This is a genomic window from Caballeronia sp. GACF4 (genome assembly GCF_023631025.1).
In the GTDB taxonomy this organism is placed as follows: Bacteria; Pseudomonadota; Gammaproteobacteria; order Burkholderiales; family Burkholderiaceae; genus Caballeronia.
This window is the reverse complement of sequence record NZ_JALQDW010000014.1, coordinates 1-14533: the sequence shown is the minus strand read 5'-3', so window position 1 is coordinate 14533 and position 14533 is coordinate 1. Positions and strand designations below refer to the sequence as shown.

Genomic DNA, 14533 nt, shown 5'->3' with positions numbered 1-14533 from the left:
TCTCGCGAAGAGGTCGCCGCTTCTCTTTGGACGCACGAAAGACAAAAGGGCGGTCCTCGTGGATCGCCCTTTCGTTTCAAACAGCGCGTAACCCAGGCCTTACGCTACCTGTCGCGCCTGACCGCCCTCGTTGTTTCTCCACCGCGTCAGCAGCGCATTCCACTTGATCCGCGCCGCCTTCACGTTGTTGTCCTTCACGTGGCCGTAACCGCGCATCGAATCCGGCAGATTCGCCAGTTCGATGGCAAGCGCCAGCTTCTGCGGCGTCAATCCACCGATCAGCTCCTTCACCAGCGCCTCGTATTCCACGATCAGCGCGCGCTCCATCTTCCGCTCCTCGGTTCTGCCGAACGGATCGAGCGCCGTGCCGCGCAGAAACTTGAGCTTCGCGAGCCCGCGCATGGCGGACATCATCCACGGGCCGTATTGCTTTTTCACCAGATGGCCGTGCTGGTCCTTCTTCGACATGCTCGGCGGCGCGAGATGGAACTTGATCTTCCAGTCGCCTTCGAAACTGTTCTTCACCTTGTCGAGGAAAGCGGGGTCCGCATAGAGACGCGCGACTTCGTACTCGTCCTTGTACGCCATCAGCTTGTGCAGATTCTTCGCGACGGCTTCGGTCAATCGATACTGGCCATCGCCGACGCCGAGTTCCGCCTCGGCGGCACGCACCATTGCGACGAGTCGTCCATAACGCGTTGCATACGCGGTGTTCTGATACTTCGCAAGATAGTCGAGGCGCTTGTCGATGAGCGCGTCGAGCGCCTTCGGCGTGTGCAGCGCAATGATCTTGCCCGCGCCTTCCGGCGCGCTGCCGCGTTGCGCTTCGGTCAGCTTGCGTAGCGAGTCGAGATCGTGCGCGGCGCGACGGCCCCATTCGAACGCGGCCAGATTCTTTTCGACCTGTACGGCGTTCAATTCGATCGCGCGCACGAGCGATTCATGCCGCAACGGCACCCAGCCTTTTTGCCATGCATAGCCGAGCACGAACGGATTCGTGTAGATGGCGTCGCCCATCAGCGCGACGGCGAAGCGGTTGGCATCGACGAGCGCGACATGTTCGCCCGCCGCCGCACGGATGTCGGCTTCAGCGCTCGCGCCAGGAAAGCGCCAGTTCGGGTCCTTGATGAACGCAGCGGTCGGCGTCTGCGCGCTGTTCACGACCACGCGCGTGTGATCCGGCTGCATGCGCGAGCCGCATTCGTCGCTGGCGGTGACGATCGCATCGCAACCGATGACGAGATCCGCCTCGCCCATGGCAATGCGCGTTGCGTGAATATCGCCCGGACGGTTGGCGATCTGCACGTGGCTCATCACCGCGCCGCCTTTCTGCGCGAGGCCGGTGACGTCGAGCACGGTCACGCCTTTCTGCTCCAGATGCGCCGCCATGCCAAGCAGCGCGCCGATGGTCACGACGCCCGTGCCACCGACGCCCGTCACCAGCACGCCATATGGCCGGCCGATATCCGGCAGGTCAGGCGCTGGCAGGGCCGGCATGCCGCCGGCTTCGACAGTCGTCGCCTTCGGCTTCTTCAACTGACCGCCTTCGACCGTGACGAAACTCGGGCAAAAGCCGTTCAGACACGAATAGTCCTTGTTGCAGCTCGACTGATTGATCTGCCGCTTCGTGCCGTACTCGGTATCGAGCGGTTCGACCGAAAGGCAGTTCGACTTCACCGAACAGTCGCCGCAACCTTCGCAGACCGCTTCGTTGATCACCACGCGCTTCGCCGGATCGGGAAACGCGCCGCGCTTTCTGCGGCGGCGCTTTTCGGTCGCGCAGGTTTGGTCGTAGATCAGGATGGACGTGCCGGGAATCTCGCGTAGTTGCCGCTGAATGTCGTCGAGTTCATCGCGATGATGCACGTCGATGCCCGGCGCGAGTCCCGTGCTCGGCGTGTACTTCTCGGGCTGATCCGTGACGATGACGATGCGCGCCGCGCCTTCCGCCGCGAGCTGATGCGTGATCTGCGGCACGGTCAGCACGCCGTCGACGGGTTGGCCGCCGGTCATCGCGACGGCGTCGTTATAAAGAATCTTGTAGGTGATGTTCACCTTCGCCGCGATCGCCGCGCGAATGGCGAGCAGGCCGGAGTGGAAGTAGGTGCCGTCGCCGAGATTGGCGAAGACGTGCTTGTCGTTCGTGAATGGCGCCTGGCCGACCCACGCGACGCCTTCGCCGCCCATCTGACTAAACGTGCTCGTGCTGCGGTCCATCCACACCGTCATGTAGTGGCAGCCGATTCCCGCCATCGCGCGCGAGCCTTCAGGCACGTTCGTCGACGTGTTGTGCGGACAGCCCGAGCAGAACCACGGCTTGCGCTCCACTTCCACACGCGGACGCGCGAGCGCTTTCTCTTTCGCCTCGATCACGGCAATGCGCGCCGCGATGCCCGCGCGTACATCGGCGGGCAGATCGAACTTGTCGAGACGCGTCGCAATGGCCTTCGCGATGATCGCTGGCGAGAGTTCGTAGTGCGCGGGCAGCAACCAGTTGCCCATCGGCACGGACCATTCGCCGCCTGCACCGTCTTTCTCGTCGAACTTGCCGAAGACGCGCGGACGTTGCGCATCGGGCCAGTTGTACAACTCCTCCTTGATCGCGTATTCGAGAATCTGGCGCTTTTCCTCGACCACCAGAATCTCGTCGAGACCGCGCGCGAATTCGTGCGCGCCTTGCGCTTCGAGCGGCCACACGCAGCCGACCTTATAGAGACGAATGCCGATTTGCGCGCAGGTGGCGTCGTCGAGACCGAGATCGGTCAACGCCTGACGCACGTCGAGGTACGCCTTGCCCGCCGTCATGATGCCGAAGCGTGCGTTGGGCGAATCGATTTCCACGCGGTCCAGCTTGTTCGCGCGCACGTAGGCGAGCGCGGCGTACCACTTGTAGTCGAGCAGACGCGATTCCTGCACGAGCGGCGGATCGGGCCAGCGAATGTTCAGGCCGCCGTCGGGCATGGCGAAATCGGTCGGAATCACGATCTTTGTGCGATGCGGATCGATATCCACCGACGCCGACGATTCCACCACGTCGGTCACGCATTTCATCGCGACCCAGAGGCCGGAGTAGCGGCTCATCGCCCAGCCGTGCAGGCCGAAGTCGAGATATTCCTGCACGTTCGACGGAAACAGAACCGGCAGGCCGCACGCCTTGAAAATGTGTTCGGATTGATGCGCGAGCGTCGATGACTTCGCGGCGTGGTCGTCACCAGCGAGCACGAGCACGCCGCCGTGCGTCGCCGAACCAGCCGAATTGCCGTGTTTGAAAACGTCGCCGGTGCGGTCGACGCCCGGACCCTTGCCGTACCACATCGAGAAGACGCCGTCGTATTTGGCGCTCGGGTACAGGTTGACCTGTTGCGAGCCCCAAACGGCGGTGGCCGCGAGGTCTTCGTTGACGCCGGGCTGAAACACGACCTGATGTCCGGCGAGATGCTTTTTCGCCTTCCAGAGCGACTGGTCGAGTCCGCCGAGCGGCGACCCGCGATAACCGGAAATGAATCCGGCGGTGTTGAGGCCAGCGGCTTTGTCGCGCTCTTGCTGCAGCATCGGCAGACGCACCAGCGCCTGGATGCCGCTCATATAGGCGCGGCCGCGTTCCAGCGTGTATTTGTCGTCTAGCGTGACGGATTTGAGTGCGGCTTCTAGCGAAGCTCTTTGTTCTGCGTCTAGCGGGGCGTTCATTCTGTGTACTCCTCCACCCGAGTTTGGGATCACCAAAGCATGTTCCGGGCCGCAGCGTCTTGTGAACGCTCAGGCCGGGACTTCCCAGTTTGCCGATGCTCACGGATTTCAGACAGTGGTACTAACCCGTTAAAAAATACGCACTTACTCGCGCTTTGCATTAAAACGTTGCCGCAAGTGGGCGATTCAGGACAGTTTTGTTACGGCGTGTAAGTTCGACCGAATCGCGGAACCCATGCGCGGACGCATGTCTAAATGAGCGCTTGTGGCGAATGCGCGCCATTCCGGAAGGAATGTGGCGGTCGTTGCAAGTGCCGTAAATCGCAGTCAGAAGGAGTCAATAAAAAATGAAGCAACGTCACATCCAGAGCTTTTTAATGGTCTCGGCGGCCTTTTTCGCTATCAACGCACCGATTGGCGGTGCGCGTGCGAATGCGCCGCAAAATGCGGCATCGCCCGTTCCGCGAATTTCGCAAGTCCGCGTGCCGTCGGCACAAACCGGCGCCGGCATGCGCCGTGAATCCGAACGCAGCGACGACACGGCCGCATAAAGCCAATCGCTCTATTCTTCGCGGTTCGGCGTTGCCGAACGAACCGCGGAAAAGAAGAAGGGGCATGAACCTGAGTGGTCATGTCCCTTTTCTTTTGGTGCTTGCGCCGTTTTCTAGTTGGCGGTCGTGTCTTTCAGCACGCCACGGCGCATCTGATCCAGTTCGATCGATTCGAACAGCGCCTTGAAGTTGCCTTCACCGAAGCCCTGATTGCCCTTGCGCTGAATGATCTCGAAGAAAATCGGCCCGATCTGGTTCTCGGTGAAGATTTGCAGCAGGATTTCGTCGTGCACACCGTCGATCAAAATCTTGCGCTTCTTTAGTTCCGCGACCGATTCGCCGTGGTCCGGCACGCGCCGGTCCACGAGTTCATAGTAAGTGTCGATGGTATCGAGAAGCGCGATTTTCGACGCGCGAAGGCCGTCGACCGTGTTGTAGATGTCGTCCGTCCCGAGCGCGATGTGCTGAATGCCTTCGCCGCGATACGCGTCCAGATATTCCTGAATCTGGCCGGCATTATCCGAACCTTCTTCGTTGATCGGAATACGGATCTTGCCGCAGGGCGAGCTCATCGCCTTGGACTTGACCGCCGTCACTTTTCCTTCGATGTCGAAATAACGCGCTTCGCGGAAATTGAAAAGCCGCTCGTAAAACTCGGCCCATTCAACCATCCGGCCGCGATGCACGTTATGCGTGAGGTGATCGATATACGTGAGGCCGTTGCCAACCGGATTCGGTGAAGCGCCGGGAATCGGCTCGAAATCGACGTCGTAAATGCTGATGTCGCCGATGCTGCCCGGCTGCGCGCCGTTCTTGCCGCGCCAGCGATCGACGAAGTAGATCAGCGAATCGCCGATTCCCTTGATCGCCGGAATGTTCAATTCCATCGGGCCGTTCTTGTTGTCGAAGCCCCACGCGCCCAAGTCCAGCGCGCGTTTGTAGGCTTGAGCGGCATCGGCGACGCGGAATGCGATGGCGCAAATCGACGGGCCGTGCAGGCGCGCAAAGCGCTGCGCGAACGAATCCGGCTCCGCGTTGACAATGAAATTGATTTCGCCTTGCCGATAAAGCGTCACGTCCTTGTGACGGTGCCGCGCAATGGCGGTGAAACCCATTTGCTCGAACAGTTTGCCGAGCGCGACGGGATCGGGCGCGGTGTACTCGATGAATTCGAAGCCGTCGGTGCCAACGGGATTTTCCCAAGTCGATGCGGTCATGCGCGTGTCTCCTGATATTCGTTTCGATATCGAGACAGTCTAGTCAAGCTGGAGCAGCAAAAGCTTGCGAAACAAATCGCGTGTTTCTAAGATTGCGCAACAACCTGCCGTATCACGCCTCAAAAGAGCCAGAACGTGCCCGAAATAGAACTCGACACCATCGACAGGAAGATTCTCGCGATCCTTCAGGAAAACGGCCGGCTTTCGAATCAGGAAATCGCGGATAGAGTCAGTTTGTCACCGAGTCCGTGCTTGCGGCGCATTCGGCGCCTGGAAGAACTTGGCGTGATTCGCGGCTACGTCGCGCTGCTCGACGCGAAAAAGCTCGGGCTTGGGCTGCTCGCCTACATCAACGTGCGACTGGAAAAACGCGGCGGCGTTCCACTCGCGGCCGGGTCGCAGAATCCGCCAACGCATGCCGATCTGTTTCGCGACGCGGTGCGCGCGTGGGACGAAGTCGTCGCGTGCGACGCGATGACTGGCGAAATGGACTTTCTGCTGCGCGTTCAGGTACGCGACATGGAGCACTTTTCGCGCTTCATGCAGGAACGGCTGCTGCACCATCCTTCGGTGATCGACGTGCGTTCGAGTTTCTCGCTCGAACGAATCAAGGACACGACGGCGCTGCCATTGCGTTGAAATGAAAAAAGGGCGGTCAGAGCCGCCCTTTCTTTGGAGATACGTGGACTGCGATTCAGGCCACGGTTGCCGCAGGCATAAACGCCTGAAAAACCTTCGACGCCCGATGGGCCTGCCGTTTGATCGCGTAATCGAAGACGGCGGCCTGTTCCTGAAGCATCTCGGCCATGATGCTGCCTTGATCGGCGGGCGCGAGCGAGAGATACGCGTCCGCTTCGCCATACGCGTATTCGATCTTCATCCCCGATTTCCGGGCGATGTGCATCATGGTCTTGTTGCGCGACAAACAATGCATGTAGAGCTGCGAGACTTTCGAATTGCGGCTGCGCATGGCGGCGCGCTCGAACATTTTGGTGCCGATGCCGCGGCCACGCGCGCTTTCGAGAACTGAGACGCCGAATTCGGCGGTGCGCTTTTCACCATCGACTGGAAGATAGGCCAGATGGCCGACGCCGATCAACTGCAGCGCGTTGTCGAACACGCCAAAAACGGCGTCGTTAGCAAAGTTGATGTTGCGAACGTAATTCTCGATGACGTGATCCGGCACGATTTGCCCGAAACGCAGCAGTCGGTCGTCTTCGTCGAGCGCGAGGAAGTGTGTCTGCAGCCGTTCGCGATCAGCCGACGACAACTCGCGGACCAGAACCGGCAGACGCGCGGATGCAGGCAGCGGATCGCTAGCGACTATCTGCGCGGCAGTGCGGTCGATGTTCAATTCCACGATGATTCTCCTCGGTAATGCGGGCATGTTGCACAGCAAAAACGATTTTAGCCCAATCGAGGAAAGCGGGTACGGGAAAACCCTTAATCAAAGCTGGAGGAGACGTTCTAAATAGCTACGGAAAACGTTTGTAATCTATAAAAATCAATGTCTTATAGAATGTGTCAGCGTGCAACAGCTTCATGCTGCGACGCAATATCGCTCAGGCTTCAGTATTCAGGCCGCTTTCAATCATCGCGACGACTTGCTCGCCGAACTCACGATACCCGAGCCTGCCGCCCGGTTTGAGCCACGTGAAAGTCCAGTTGATCATGCCGAAAACCATCATGGTCAGCGCGGTTTGGTTTTCTCTCGTCACGCGCTTCGGGTACGCGCGCGCCAGTTGCCGCGCGAACGCAGCGACGATATCCCGCTGGCGATCCAGAACGATCTCGCGCTGCACGTCTTCCAGATATTTGACGTCGTTCAATAGCGCGACGTGCCGGCTATGAGAGGTCTCGTATTCGGCAAGGAACGCCCGCACCAGTTCAGCGAAAGCCTCGCGCTCGCCCAGTCCGCGTCGCTGGCTCGCGGCTTCCACTTCCGCGATGATCAGCATCAGCCGCTTGGTGTAGCGGTCGAGCAAATCGAAAAGAATCGCTTCCTTGCTCTCGTAATAGTGATAGAGGCGCGCTTTCGACGTGCCGCTCGCTGCGGCCAAGTCGGCCATCGACGTGCTGGGGTAACTCGTCTGCGCGAATTTCGCGGCGGCAAGCTCCAGAATCTGTTCGCGTTGCGTCTCGTGATCGGGCGCTTTGGTTCGGGCCATTGGGTCGGAAGATGCGTTCTTGTCGGTTTTAGCGCCGCAATTCGGCCTGCACGATATCCGACGGCGTGCCGCGTATTTTAAGCCGGCCCGCCGTGACGAGTTCGCGGCATCGCCAGAAAGCGATCGAATCGCTGAGAAGGAAATCGAAGCGGCGCGCCATTGCGCCACCGGCGATCCGCCGCGCGGGCTGCCATTCGGGGCTGGCCAGGTCGAGCAGGGCTTCGTCGACGTCGAACCAGCTTCCCGAAACCAGCATGTTGTCGCGCAGCCGACGTGTCTCCGCGCTCGCATGCTTCGCCTCCTGCCATTCGAGCGCCAGCCGGCTAATGCGCAGCACCGAAATCGGCGCGGCGCTCGGCAACTTCTTTAGCAACTGTCCAGGTGAAAACATGCCGACAGCGGTCGCGCGATCGGCACGCCGGAGCGGATCGGAATGCGCGTCGGATGCTTCGATCGACAGGTCGTCGTAGTTGAGCTTCGCCTCGTTAAGACGTTGCGGCACGTTGCGCAGATGGTAGGCGACGCGCCGCAAGGTGAGCTGGTCGGCCGCGCTCTGTCCGTGCCACACGACAATCTGCGCGTCGCCGCGCACGAGGCGTGTCAAGAGCGCCTGCTGCGCTTCGAGTTCGTCCTCGAAATCATTCGTGCTGTTGAGCACTTGACGCCAAAACGCTGCGCGCGTGACTGAAGTGTCGTCGGCGTCTCTGAGCGGGCCGACCGCGAGATCGTCGCGCAGAGGGATGACACGGTCTGGACGGTCGGCTAGTCGAAGCGCTTCGGTGAGAGACAGGGCCGCGCTGTCGCCATTGGTGACGTGGATCGTGGTCATTGTTGTGGATTTGCCAGAAGGACTCGCGTTTTGCCGCTCGGACGAGCAGCAATCAGTCTACGCGAATCGATTTGCGACCGGCTGTGGGCTGGCGCGCTTCGGCAAACCATTTCAGAAGCGCGAACGGCGCGACCGCGAGGCCACGCCGTTCTAGCCGAAAGACGCCTTATCGCGTGCCGCTGGCGGCGAAATCCTCGGCGTCGACGTCGTAGCCGGACGGTTCCCAGTGCACCGCGAACAGCGCAATCAAGCCGAGAAGCGGCGCAACCGCGATGATCCAGAACACCTTCGTGCCCAGCGCCGCCGACAGCACCGGAAACAGGAACAGGGACACGGTGGAACTAGCGCGCATCAACGTCTGATTGAAGCCGACGCCCACGCCGCGCAATGACGTCGGATAACTCAGCGACGCAAACGTCATGCTGTGCGAGCCCGGTCCGACGCCCTGGCCGAGCAGGAACGCGGCGAGCAGCGCGATCGCGATCGCCACCTGCGCACCGGTTGCCGGTTTGCCGACGACAGCGAGCCCGACGAGCGCCACCAACTGAAACGCGTAGCCGATCGCGGTCAGATTCCACGCGCCGTACTTCGGCACGGTGCGCACGGAGAACAGGCCGCCCGTGAACGCGAAGAGCAGATTGAGCGCGAGCGAGGCGAGGATCGTGGTGAGCATCGACTGCGCGAGGAAGCTCGAAATGATCACCGGCAAGCCGAACGCGACCGCGTTGTAGGCGAAGGACGATGCAATCGCAATGACGGTCGCGAGCACGGTCCTGCGTAAATACACGCCACGCAGAAGCGCGCCGTAGTTGCTCCACGTCGCCTTGCGCGCCTTCGGAACGGTCGATGCAGCCGCTTCGACGCGAACCTCGACGCCATACGAACGTTTGAGAATCTCGGCGGCGCCCTTGAGATCGCCCTGATTCGCGGCCCACACGGGCGACTCGCTCATGTAACGGCTGCGAATCGCGATGATGAGAATGGCCGGCACAGCGCCGAAGCCAAGAATCAGCCGCCACAGCAAGCCTGCGTGATGCGCCGGCAGCACCGCGTACAAACCGAGCACCAGCAGATAGGACACGCTGATCGCGGCGTACCACGTTGGACACCACATGGCGACGCGCGCGGCCTTGTTGCCACGGCCTTGCAGACGCGAAAATTCGGCGAGAAAGGCCATTGCCACCGGAAGATCGATGCCAACGCCCAGCCCCATCACGAAGCGCGCGCCGCCGAGCACCCACGCGTTGGGCGCGAATGCGCAGGCAATGGCCGCGATCACGAAGAAGAACATATCGGCCATGAAGACGCGGTATCGGCCGATCTTGTCGGTGAGATAGCCGCCGAGAAATGCGCCGATGATCGCGCCGAACGTGATTGCCGATGCGACGAAACCGGTTCCGGTCGGGCTCAGCGAGAACTCACGGGCGATGTCCTTGATGCCGAACGCGAGCGCGCCGAGATCGTAGGCATCGAGGAAAATGCCGCCGAGCGCGATGGCGACGACCACGCGCGCGTCGCTGCCGATGGCGGCGCCACGATTGACGAGGCTGGAGACATCGGCGGCGCTGCGGATGACGGGGCGCGCATCGGCGGCGGCCGGAGCGGAAGCGCGTTCGGACGCGAGTGAGACGGACATAAGCAGGCGGAAAGTGAAAAAGTGTTGATGCAGCGAATCGCGCGATGCTACTGGCAGGGCTTGCCGCGACCAAATTCTTTTTTGTTATTTAATGACTTACGCGCGCCGGCGGGCTTTTCAGGCTGCAAGTTTCATCGGCGCGGATGCGACAATCGCGGCTCTTTTTCTTTTTCCATTCAGCATGGCGTCAGCAGAAAACATCGAAACGGTGAACGTCGCGGTCGTCGGTGGCGGACCGGCCGGGCTCATGGCCGCCGAAGCGCTCACGGCGGGCGGCGCGCGCGTGGATGTCTTCGACGCGATGCCATCGGTCGGCCGCAAATTCCTGATGGCGGGCAAGGGCGGCATGAATCTGACGCACTCCGAAGCCGCCGACGCGTTTCTAGGCCGCTACGGCGCGCGCAGTGCCGAAATCGCGCCGCTCCTCGCGCGCTTCGATGCCGACGCGCTTCGCCAATGGGTGCACGGCCTTGGCGTGGAAACGTTCGTCGGCAGTTCCGGCCGCGTCTTTCCGCGCGACATGAAGGCCGCGCCGATGCTGCGGGCCTGGCTGCATAGGCTGCGCGCGTCCGGCGTGACGCTGCACATGCGGCATCGATGGCTCGGTTTCACCGACGACGGCGCCTCGATCTCGCGCTTCGCGACGCCCGACGGAGAGAAGTGCATTCGTCACGACGCGCTGATTCTCGCAGCGGGAGGCGCGAGCTGGCCGCAACTCGGCTCGGATGGCGGCGCAATCGCGCATCTCGCCGCGCGCGGTGTGCCGGTGCGGCCTTTCGTGCCGTCCAATTGCGGTTTCGATACCGACTGGTCGCCGCATTTCCAAAGCCGCTTCGCGGGCGAACCGCTCAAGGCGGTGGCGATGGGTGTGGCGCGCGCGGACGGCCGGCTCGACTGGCGCACCGGCGAAGCGCTGATTACAGACAATGGTATCGAAGGAAGTCTGATTTACGCGCTGTCGGCGTCAATCCGCAATCGGCTCGCCAAAAACGACGGCGGAGCATCGACGATTCTGCTCGATCTCGTTCCGCAGCTTTCCGCCGAGCGGGTGCGTGCGGAGGTGCTGCATCCACGTGGCGCGCGCTCGCTGTCAAGTCATTTGCAAAGCCGCCTGCATTTGACCGGCGTGAAAGCGGGCTTGCTGCGGGAATGTCTGACAAACGCGGATTTCGGCGATCCCGAAACGCTCGCCGCACGCATCAAGGCGCTGCCGTTGCGCGTCTTACGCCCGCGTCCGATCGCCGAGGCGATCAGCAGCGCGGGCGGCGTGGCGTTCGAAGCGCTCGACGAGCGCGCGATGCTTACCGCGCTGCCCGGCGTGTTCTGCGCGGGCGAAATGCTCGACTGGGAAGCGCCGACAGGCGGTTATTTATTGACGGCGTGTTTTGCGAGCGGGCTCGTGGCTGGGGAAGGCGCGCTCGCGTGGCTGGCGTCGCGCGGCTGAAGCGCGCTCAGGCCGCCACCAAGCGCCACAACGAAGTCACTTCCTTCGAGCGCGCCGCATACAGCGGATCGGTTTTATCGAATGCACGCGGATGCTGCGGCCGAATATCGATGCGGCCATCCACTTTCAATTTCGCCGCGTCGATCCACTCCTGCAACTGCGCGCGCGTGCGCAGCCCGAGATGCTCGGCGAAATCGGACAGAATCAGCCAGCCTTCGCCGCCGGGCGTGAGATGCGCGGCGAGGCCATCGAGAAAACCGCGCAGCATCCGGCTTTCGGGGTCGTAGATCGCGTGCTCGATCGCCGAACTCGGCCGCGCGGGCAGCCACGGCGGATTGCACACGACGAGCGGCGCGCGCCCTTCAGGAAAGAGATTCGCTTCGACCACATTCACTTGGCGATTCAGCCCGAGATGCCCGATGTTCTCGCGTGCACAAGCCAACGCACGCGGATCGAGGTCCGTCGCGACGATTCGTTCGACGCCGCGCCGTGCAAGCACCGCCGCCAAAACGCCCGTACCGGTACCGATATCGAAGGCCAGCGAAGTCGACGGAAGCGGCTGATTGGCAACGAGGTTGATGTATTCGCCGCGCACAGGCGAGAAAACGCCGTAATAGGGATGAATTTTCCCGCCCACCGCCGCGACATCCACGCCTTTCTTGCGCCACTCGTGCGCGCCGACCAGCCCGAGCACTTCCCGCAACGAAACCACCGACGCGTCACGAGCCGCGCCGTACGCTTCTTCGCACGCTTCCTGTACATTCGGCGCGCGGCGCAGCGGAATCGCATACTGCTCGTCTAGCGGCAGAAGCAGCATCGCCAGCGTTCGCGCACGTTGCGACTGCGCCAGACGATGCAGATTGAAGGTATCGACCGGCGAAGCAGCCGCCGCTTTTTCCCTTTCCGCCGCCGCCTTTTTCGGCTTGCGCGGCTTGTTGTCGATACGGCGCGCCATCGCCTGAAGCAACTGCCGCGCGTTCTGATAATCTCCGCGCCAAAGAATGCCAGTTCCTTCGCAAGCTAGGCGATACGCGTTGTCGGCCGTCATCTGGTCGTCGCCAATGACAATGCGCTTTGGCGCCGGGTTGCTGCTTTCCGAGCGCCAGCGGGCGGAGCGTTCTTCGCCGTCCTCTTCCCAGTGCAGGATCGGCGGAGTGTCGGCGTGAGGCGTGCTTTTAGATTGCATTGTTGTCTTTTGATGTGCGGGCCAGCGGCTGCCGGCCGCAAAGTGAACTGGCAGCATTTTGATGCCATTTCACTCGCGCCGGTCGCACCTTTCGAGTTTTGAAGGCGAATCGGGCGCGGTCGATCAGGCACAATCCACGTTTTGTCACAATCGAGCGCTCGCCGGAACGCCATCGCCGAATGAAATTCAGAATCATTGCCTCGCTGTGCGCGGCCGCGCTTGCCGCGCAATTCGCCTTCGCGCCGCAGACGCTCGCCGCCGAATCCGCCGACGCCGCGGCCAACGAACATTGGGTCAGCGCCTGGGGCACGGTTTTGCAGTCCATTCCCCAATTAGCCAATCTGCCGCCGCTGTACCGGGCACCTGAAGTGGGCGGGCGGACGGTTCGGCAGTTGATCTATCCGCAACTCGACGGGAAACGACTCCGGCTGCGCGTCAGCAATCTGTATGGAACGGAGCCACTTGTCATCGAATCGATGAGCGTCTCGAGTGCCGTCAGCGGCAGCAGTCCGGCCATCCGCGCGGGTAGCGCAAAGCCAGTGGCGTTCGGTGGACACAACGCGGTAACCGTTCCGCCAGGCGGCCAGGCGACCAGCGATCCCATAGCGTTCGATGTCACCGCGTTCCAGCCAGTCGCTGTAAGCACATTCATGGGTAAGGATCAGAAACTCGTGGCGTGGCATCGGGTCTCGAGTCAGGTGAATTACGTTTCGTCGCCCGGCAATCACGCAAACGACGCTTCCGCCGATGCGTTTCGCACGCGCTTTACCCAATACGCGTGGCTGACGAATGTGTCGGTCGAACATCCGTCCGCGCAGACGGTGGTGGCAATCGGCGATTCAATCACCGACGGCATGCGCTCGACGCTGAACGCCAACCGAAGCTGGCCGGATGTGCTCGCCAGACAGGTCGCGCAGAAAAGTGGCGGTCAGGCGGCGATAGTGAACGCGGGCATCAGCGGCAATCGGCTCCTCAGCAATTCGCCGTGCTATGGAGAGGCGCTCGTCAGCCGTTTCGAGCGCGACGCGCTGCGTCAGCCGGGCGTGCGGGCGATCATCGTGTTGATCGGCATCAACGACATCAACTTTGCGGCGATGCCCGCGCACGCCGGACTCGACTGCGACGCGCCGCACACGGAAGTCAACGCCGACGCGCTGGTGCGCGGATACCAGCGGCTGATCGCGCAGGCGCATCAGCGCGGCATCAAGATCTACGGCGCGACGCTCACGCCCGCAGCGCTGCCGCCGGAACGCGAGGCCATCCGGACGGCGGTGAACGCGTCGATCCGTTCGAGCCATGCGTTCGATGGCGTGATCGATTTCGATCAAGCGCTTCGCGATCCGGCGCGCCCGAACGTCCTGCAACGGCGTTTCGATAGCGGCGACCACATCCATCCAAGCGATGCCGGCTACGCAGCGATGGCCGCAGCCGTTCCCTTCGACATGGTGTTTGGGCAGGCAAAAGCGGCGCATTGAGGTGCTTCAAAAAAAGTTGGCTCGCTGTCTTGCCATCGGCGTTCGCATCGCCTAATATTTCGCTCCTCGTCGCAAGACGGGAGCCGCCAGCGAAACAGGCGGACTCGAAGTCGGCAGATTTTGATGCGAAAGCGGAAATAAGCTGTTGACAACGAGAAAAAGATTCCTCATAATCTCGTTTCTCTGCTGCAGATGCAGCGACGCAAGACGAAGCGGTGCTGAGCAAAATGCTTGGTGCGCTTGGCGGGAAGTCTTGGCGAATGTGCTCTTTAAAAACTAACAGCCGATAAGTGTGGGCACTTGATGGCGCGAGCGGTTCTGACCTTTTGGGGTTGGGACG

At 61.7% G+C, this 14533-nt stretch carries 11 protein-coding genes; 4 read left to right on the top strand and 7 right to left on the bottom strand.

The window, feature by feature from the left end; genetic code table 11:
- Window positions 1-99: 99 nt before the first annotated feature.
- Window positions 100-3687 (bottom strand): indolepyruvate ferredoxin oxidoreductase family protein, encoded by a 3588-nt coding sequence (locus tag NCR40_RS12575; RefSeq protein ID WP_250509603.1) that lies wholly within the window; start codon window positions 3685-3687, stop codon window positions 100-102.
- Window positions 3688-4034: 347 nt separating this feature from the next.
- On the opposite strand from NCR40_RS12575, the gene NCR40_RS12570 reads away from it, so the two are divergent.
- Window positions 4035-4238, top strand: a complete 204-nt coding sequence (locus NCR40_RS12570) for a hypothetical protein (RefSeq protein ID WP_250509602.1) — start codon at window positions 4035-4037, stop codon at window positions 4236-4238.
- 113 nt (window positions 4239-4351) lie between these two features.
- On the opposite strand, the gene hppD is transcribed toward NCR40_RS12570, so the two are convergent.
- Complete coding sequence (hppD, locus tag NCR40_RS12565; RefSeq protein WP_250509601.1) at window positions 4352-5455, bottom strand: 4-hydroxyphenylpyruvate dioxygenase; 1104 nt, start codon at window positions 5453-5455, stop codon at window positions 4352-4354.
- Between the two features lie 135 nt (window positions 5456-5590).
- Between hppD and NCR40_RS12560 the strand changes: the two genes are divergently transcribed.
- Window positions 5591-6094, top strand: coding sequence for an Lrp/AsnC family transcriptional regulator (locus tag NCR40_RS12560; RefSeq protein WP_244826453.1), 504 nt, complete (start codon window positions 5591-5593; stop codon window positions 6092-6094).
- 55 nt (window positions 6095-6149) lie between these two features.
- Here NCR40_RS12560 and NCR40_RS12555 read toward each other — a convergent pair whose 3' ends face one another.
- From NCR40_RS12555 to NCR40_RS12540, 4 genes are all read right to left on the bottom strand, one after another.
- A complete protein-coding gene (locus NCR40_RS12555; protein ID WP_284507765.1) occupies window positions 6150-6842 on the bottom strand; it encodes a GNAT family N-acetyltransferase in 693 nt (230 codons plus the stop codon).
- A gap of 175 nt (window positions 6843-7017) precedes the next feature.
- On the bottom strand, window positions 7018-7623 hold the full coding sequence (locus NCR40_RS12550; protein ID WP_250509599.1) for a TetR/AcrR family transcriptional regulator: 606 nt from the start codon (window positions 7621-7623) through the stop codon (window positions 7018-7020).
- Between the two features lie 28 nt (window positions 7624-7651).
- Window positions 7652-8452: a DUF1835 domain-containing protein gene (locus tag NCR40_RS12545; protein WP_250509598.1), complete on the bottom strand. Its 801-nt coding sequence runs from the start codon at window positions 8450-8452 to the stop codon at window positions 7652-7654.
- A 166-nt stretch (window positions 8453-8618) separates the two neighbouring features.
- Complete coding sequence (locus tag NCR40_RS12540; protein ID WP_250509597.1) at window positions 8619-10088, bottom strand: MFS transporter; 1470 nt, start codon at window positions 10086-10088, stop codon at window positions 8619-8621.
- Between the two features lie 181 nt (window positions 10089-10269).
- Between NCR40_RS12540 and NCR40_RS12535 the strand changes: the two genes are divergently transcribed.
- Entirely contained in the window at window positions 10270-11532 is a 1263-nt protein-coding gene (locus NCR40_RS12535; protein WP_250509596.1) for a TIGR03862 family flavoprotein, read from the top strand.
- 7 nt (window positions 11533-11539) lie between these two features.
- On the opposite strand, the gene NCR40_RS12530 is transcribed toward NCR40_RS12535, so the two are convergent.
- Window positions 11540-12718 (bottom strand): 50S ribosomal protein L11 methyltransferase, encoded by a 1179-nt coding sequence (locus NCR40_RS12530; protein ID WP_250509595.1) that lies wholly within the window; start codon window positions 12716-12718, stop codon window positions 11540-11542.
- 179 nt (window positions 12719-12897) lie between these two features.
- Here NCR40_RS12530 and NCR40_RS12525 point away from each other — a divergent pair, with 179 nt between their 5' ends.
- Complete coding sequence (locus tag NCR40_RS12525) at window positions 12898-14193, top strand: SGNH/GDSL hydrolase family protein (RefSeq protein ID WP_250509594.1); 1296 nt, start codon at window positions 12898-12900, stop codon at window positions 14191-14193.
- Window positions 14194-14533: the final 340 nt, after the last annotated feature.

Bases quoted from the DNA above. Each gene is read 5' to 3' on its own strand.
- NCR40_RS12575 (WP_250509603.1), bottom strand. From the start codon at position 3,687: ATGAACGCCCCGCTAGACGCAGAACAAAGAGCTTCGCTAGAAGCCGCA.
- NCR40_RS12570 (WP_250509602.1), top strand. From the start codon at position 4,035: ATGAAGCAACGTCACATCCAGAGCTTTTTAATGGTCTCGGCGGCCTTT.
- hppD (WP_250509601.1), bottom strand. From the start codon at position 5,455: ATGACCGCATCGACTTGGGAAAATCCCGTTGGCACCGACGGCTTCGAA.
- NCR40_RS12555 (WP_284507765.1), bottom strand. From the start codon at position 6,842: ATGCCCGCATTACCGAGGAGAATCATCGTGGAATTGAACATCGACCGC.
- NCR40_RS12550 (WP_250509599.1), bottom strand. From the start codon at position 7,623: ATGGCCCGAACCAAAGCGCCCGATCACGAGACGCAACGCGAACAGATT.
- NCR40_RS12545 (WP_250509598.1), bottom strand. From the start codon at position 8,452: ATGACCACGATCCACGTCACCAATGGCGACAGCGCGGCCCTGTCTCTC.
- NCR40_RS12540 (WP_250509597.1), bottom strand. From the start codon at position 10,088: ATGTCCGTCTCACTCGCGTCCGAACGCGCTTCCGCTCCGGCCGCCGCC.
- NCR40_RS12535 (WP_250509596.1), top strand. From the start codon at position 10,270: ATGGCGTCAGCAGAAAACATCGAAACGGTGAACGTCGCGGTCGTCGGT.
- NCR40_RS12530 (WP_250509595.1), bottom strand. From the start codon at position 12,718: ATGCAATCTAAAAGCACGCCTCACGCCGACACTCCGCCGATCCTGCAC.
- NCR40_RS12525 (WP_250509594.1), top strand. From the start codon at position 12,898: ATGAAATTCAGAATCATTGCCTCGCTGTGCGCGGCCGCGCTTGCCGCG.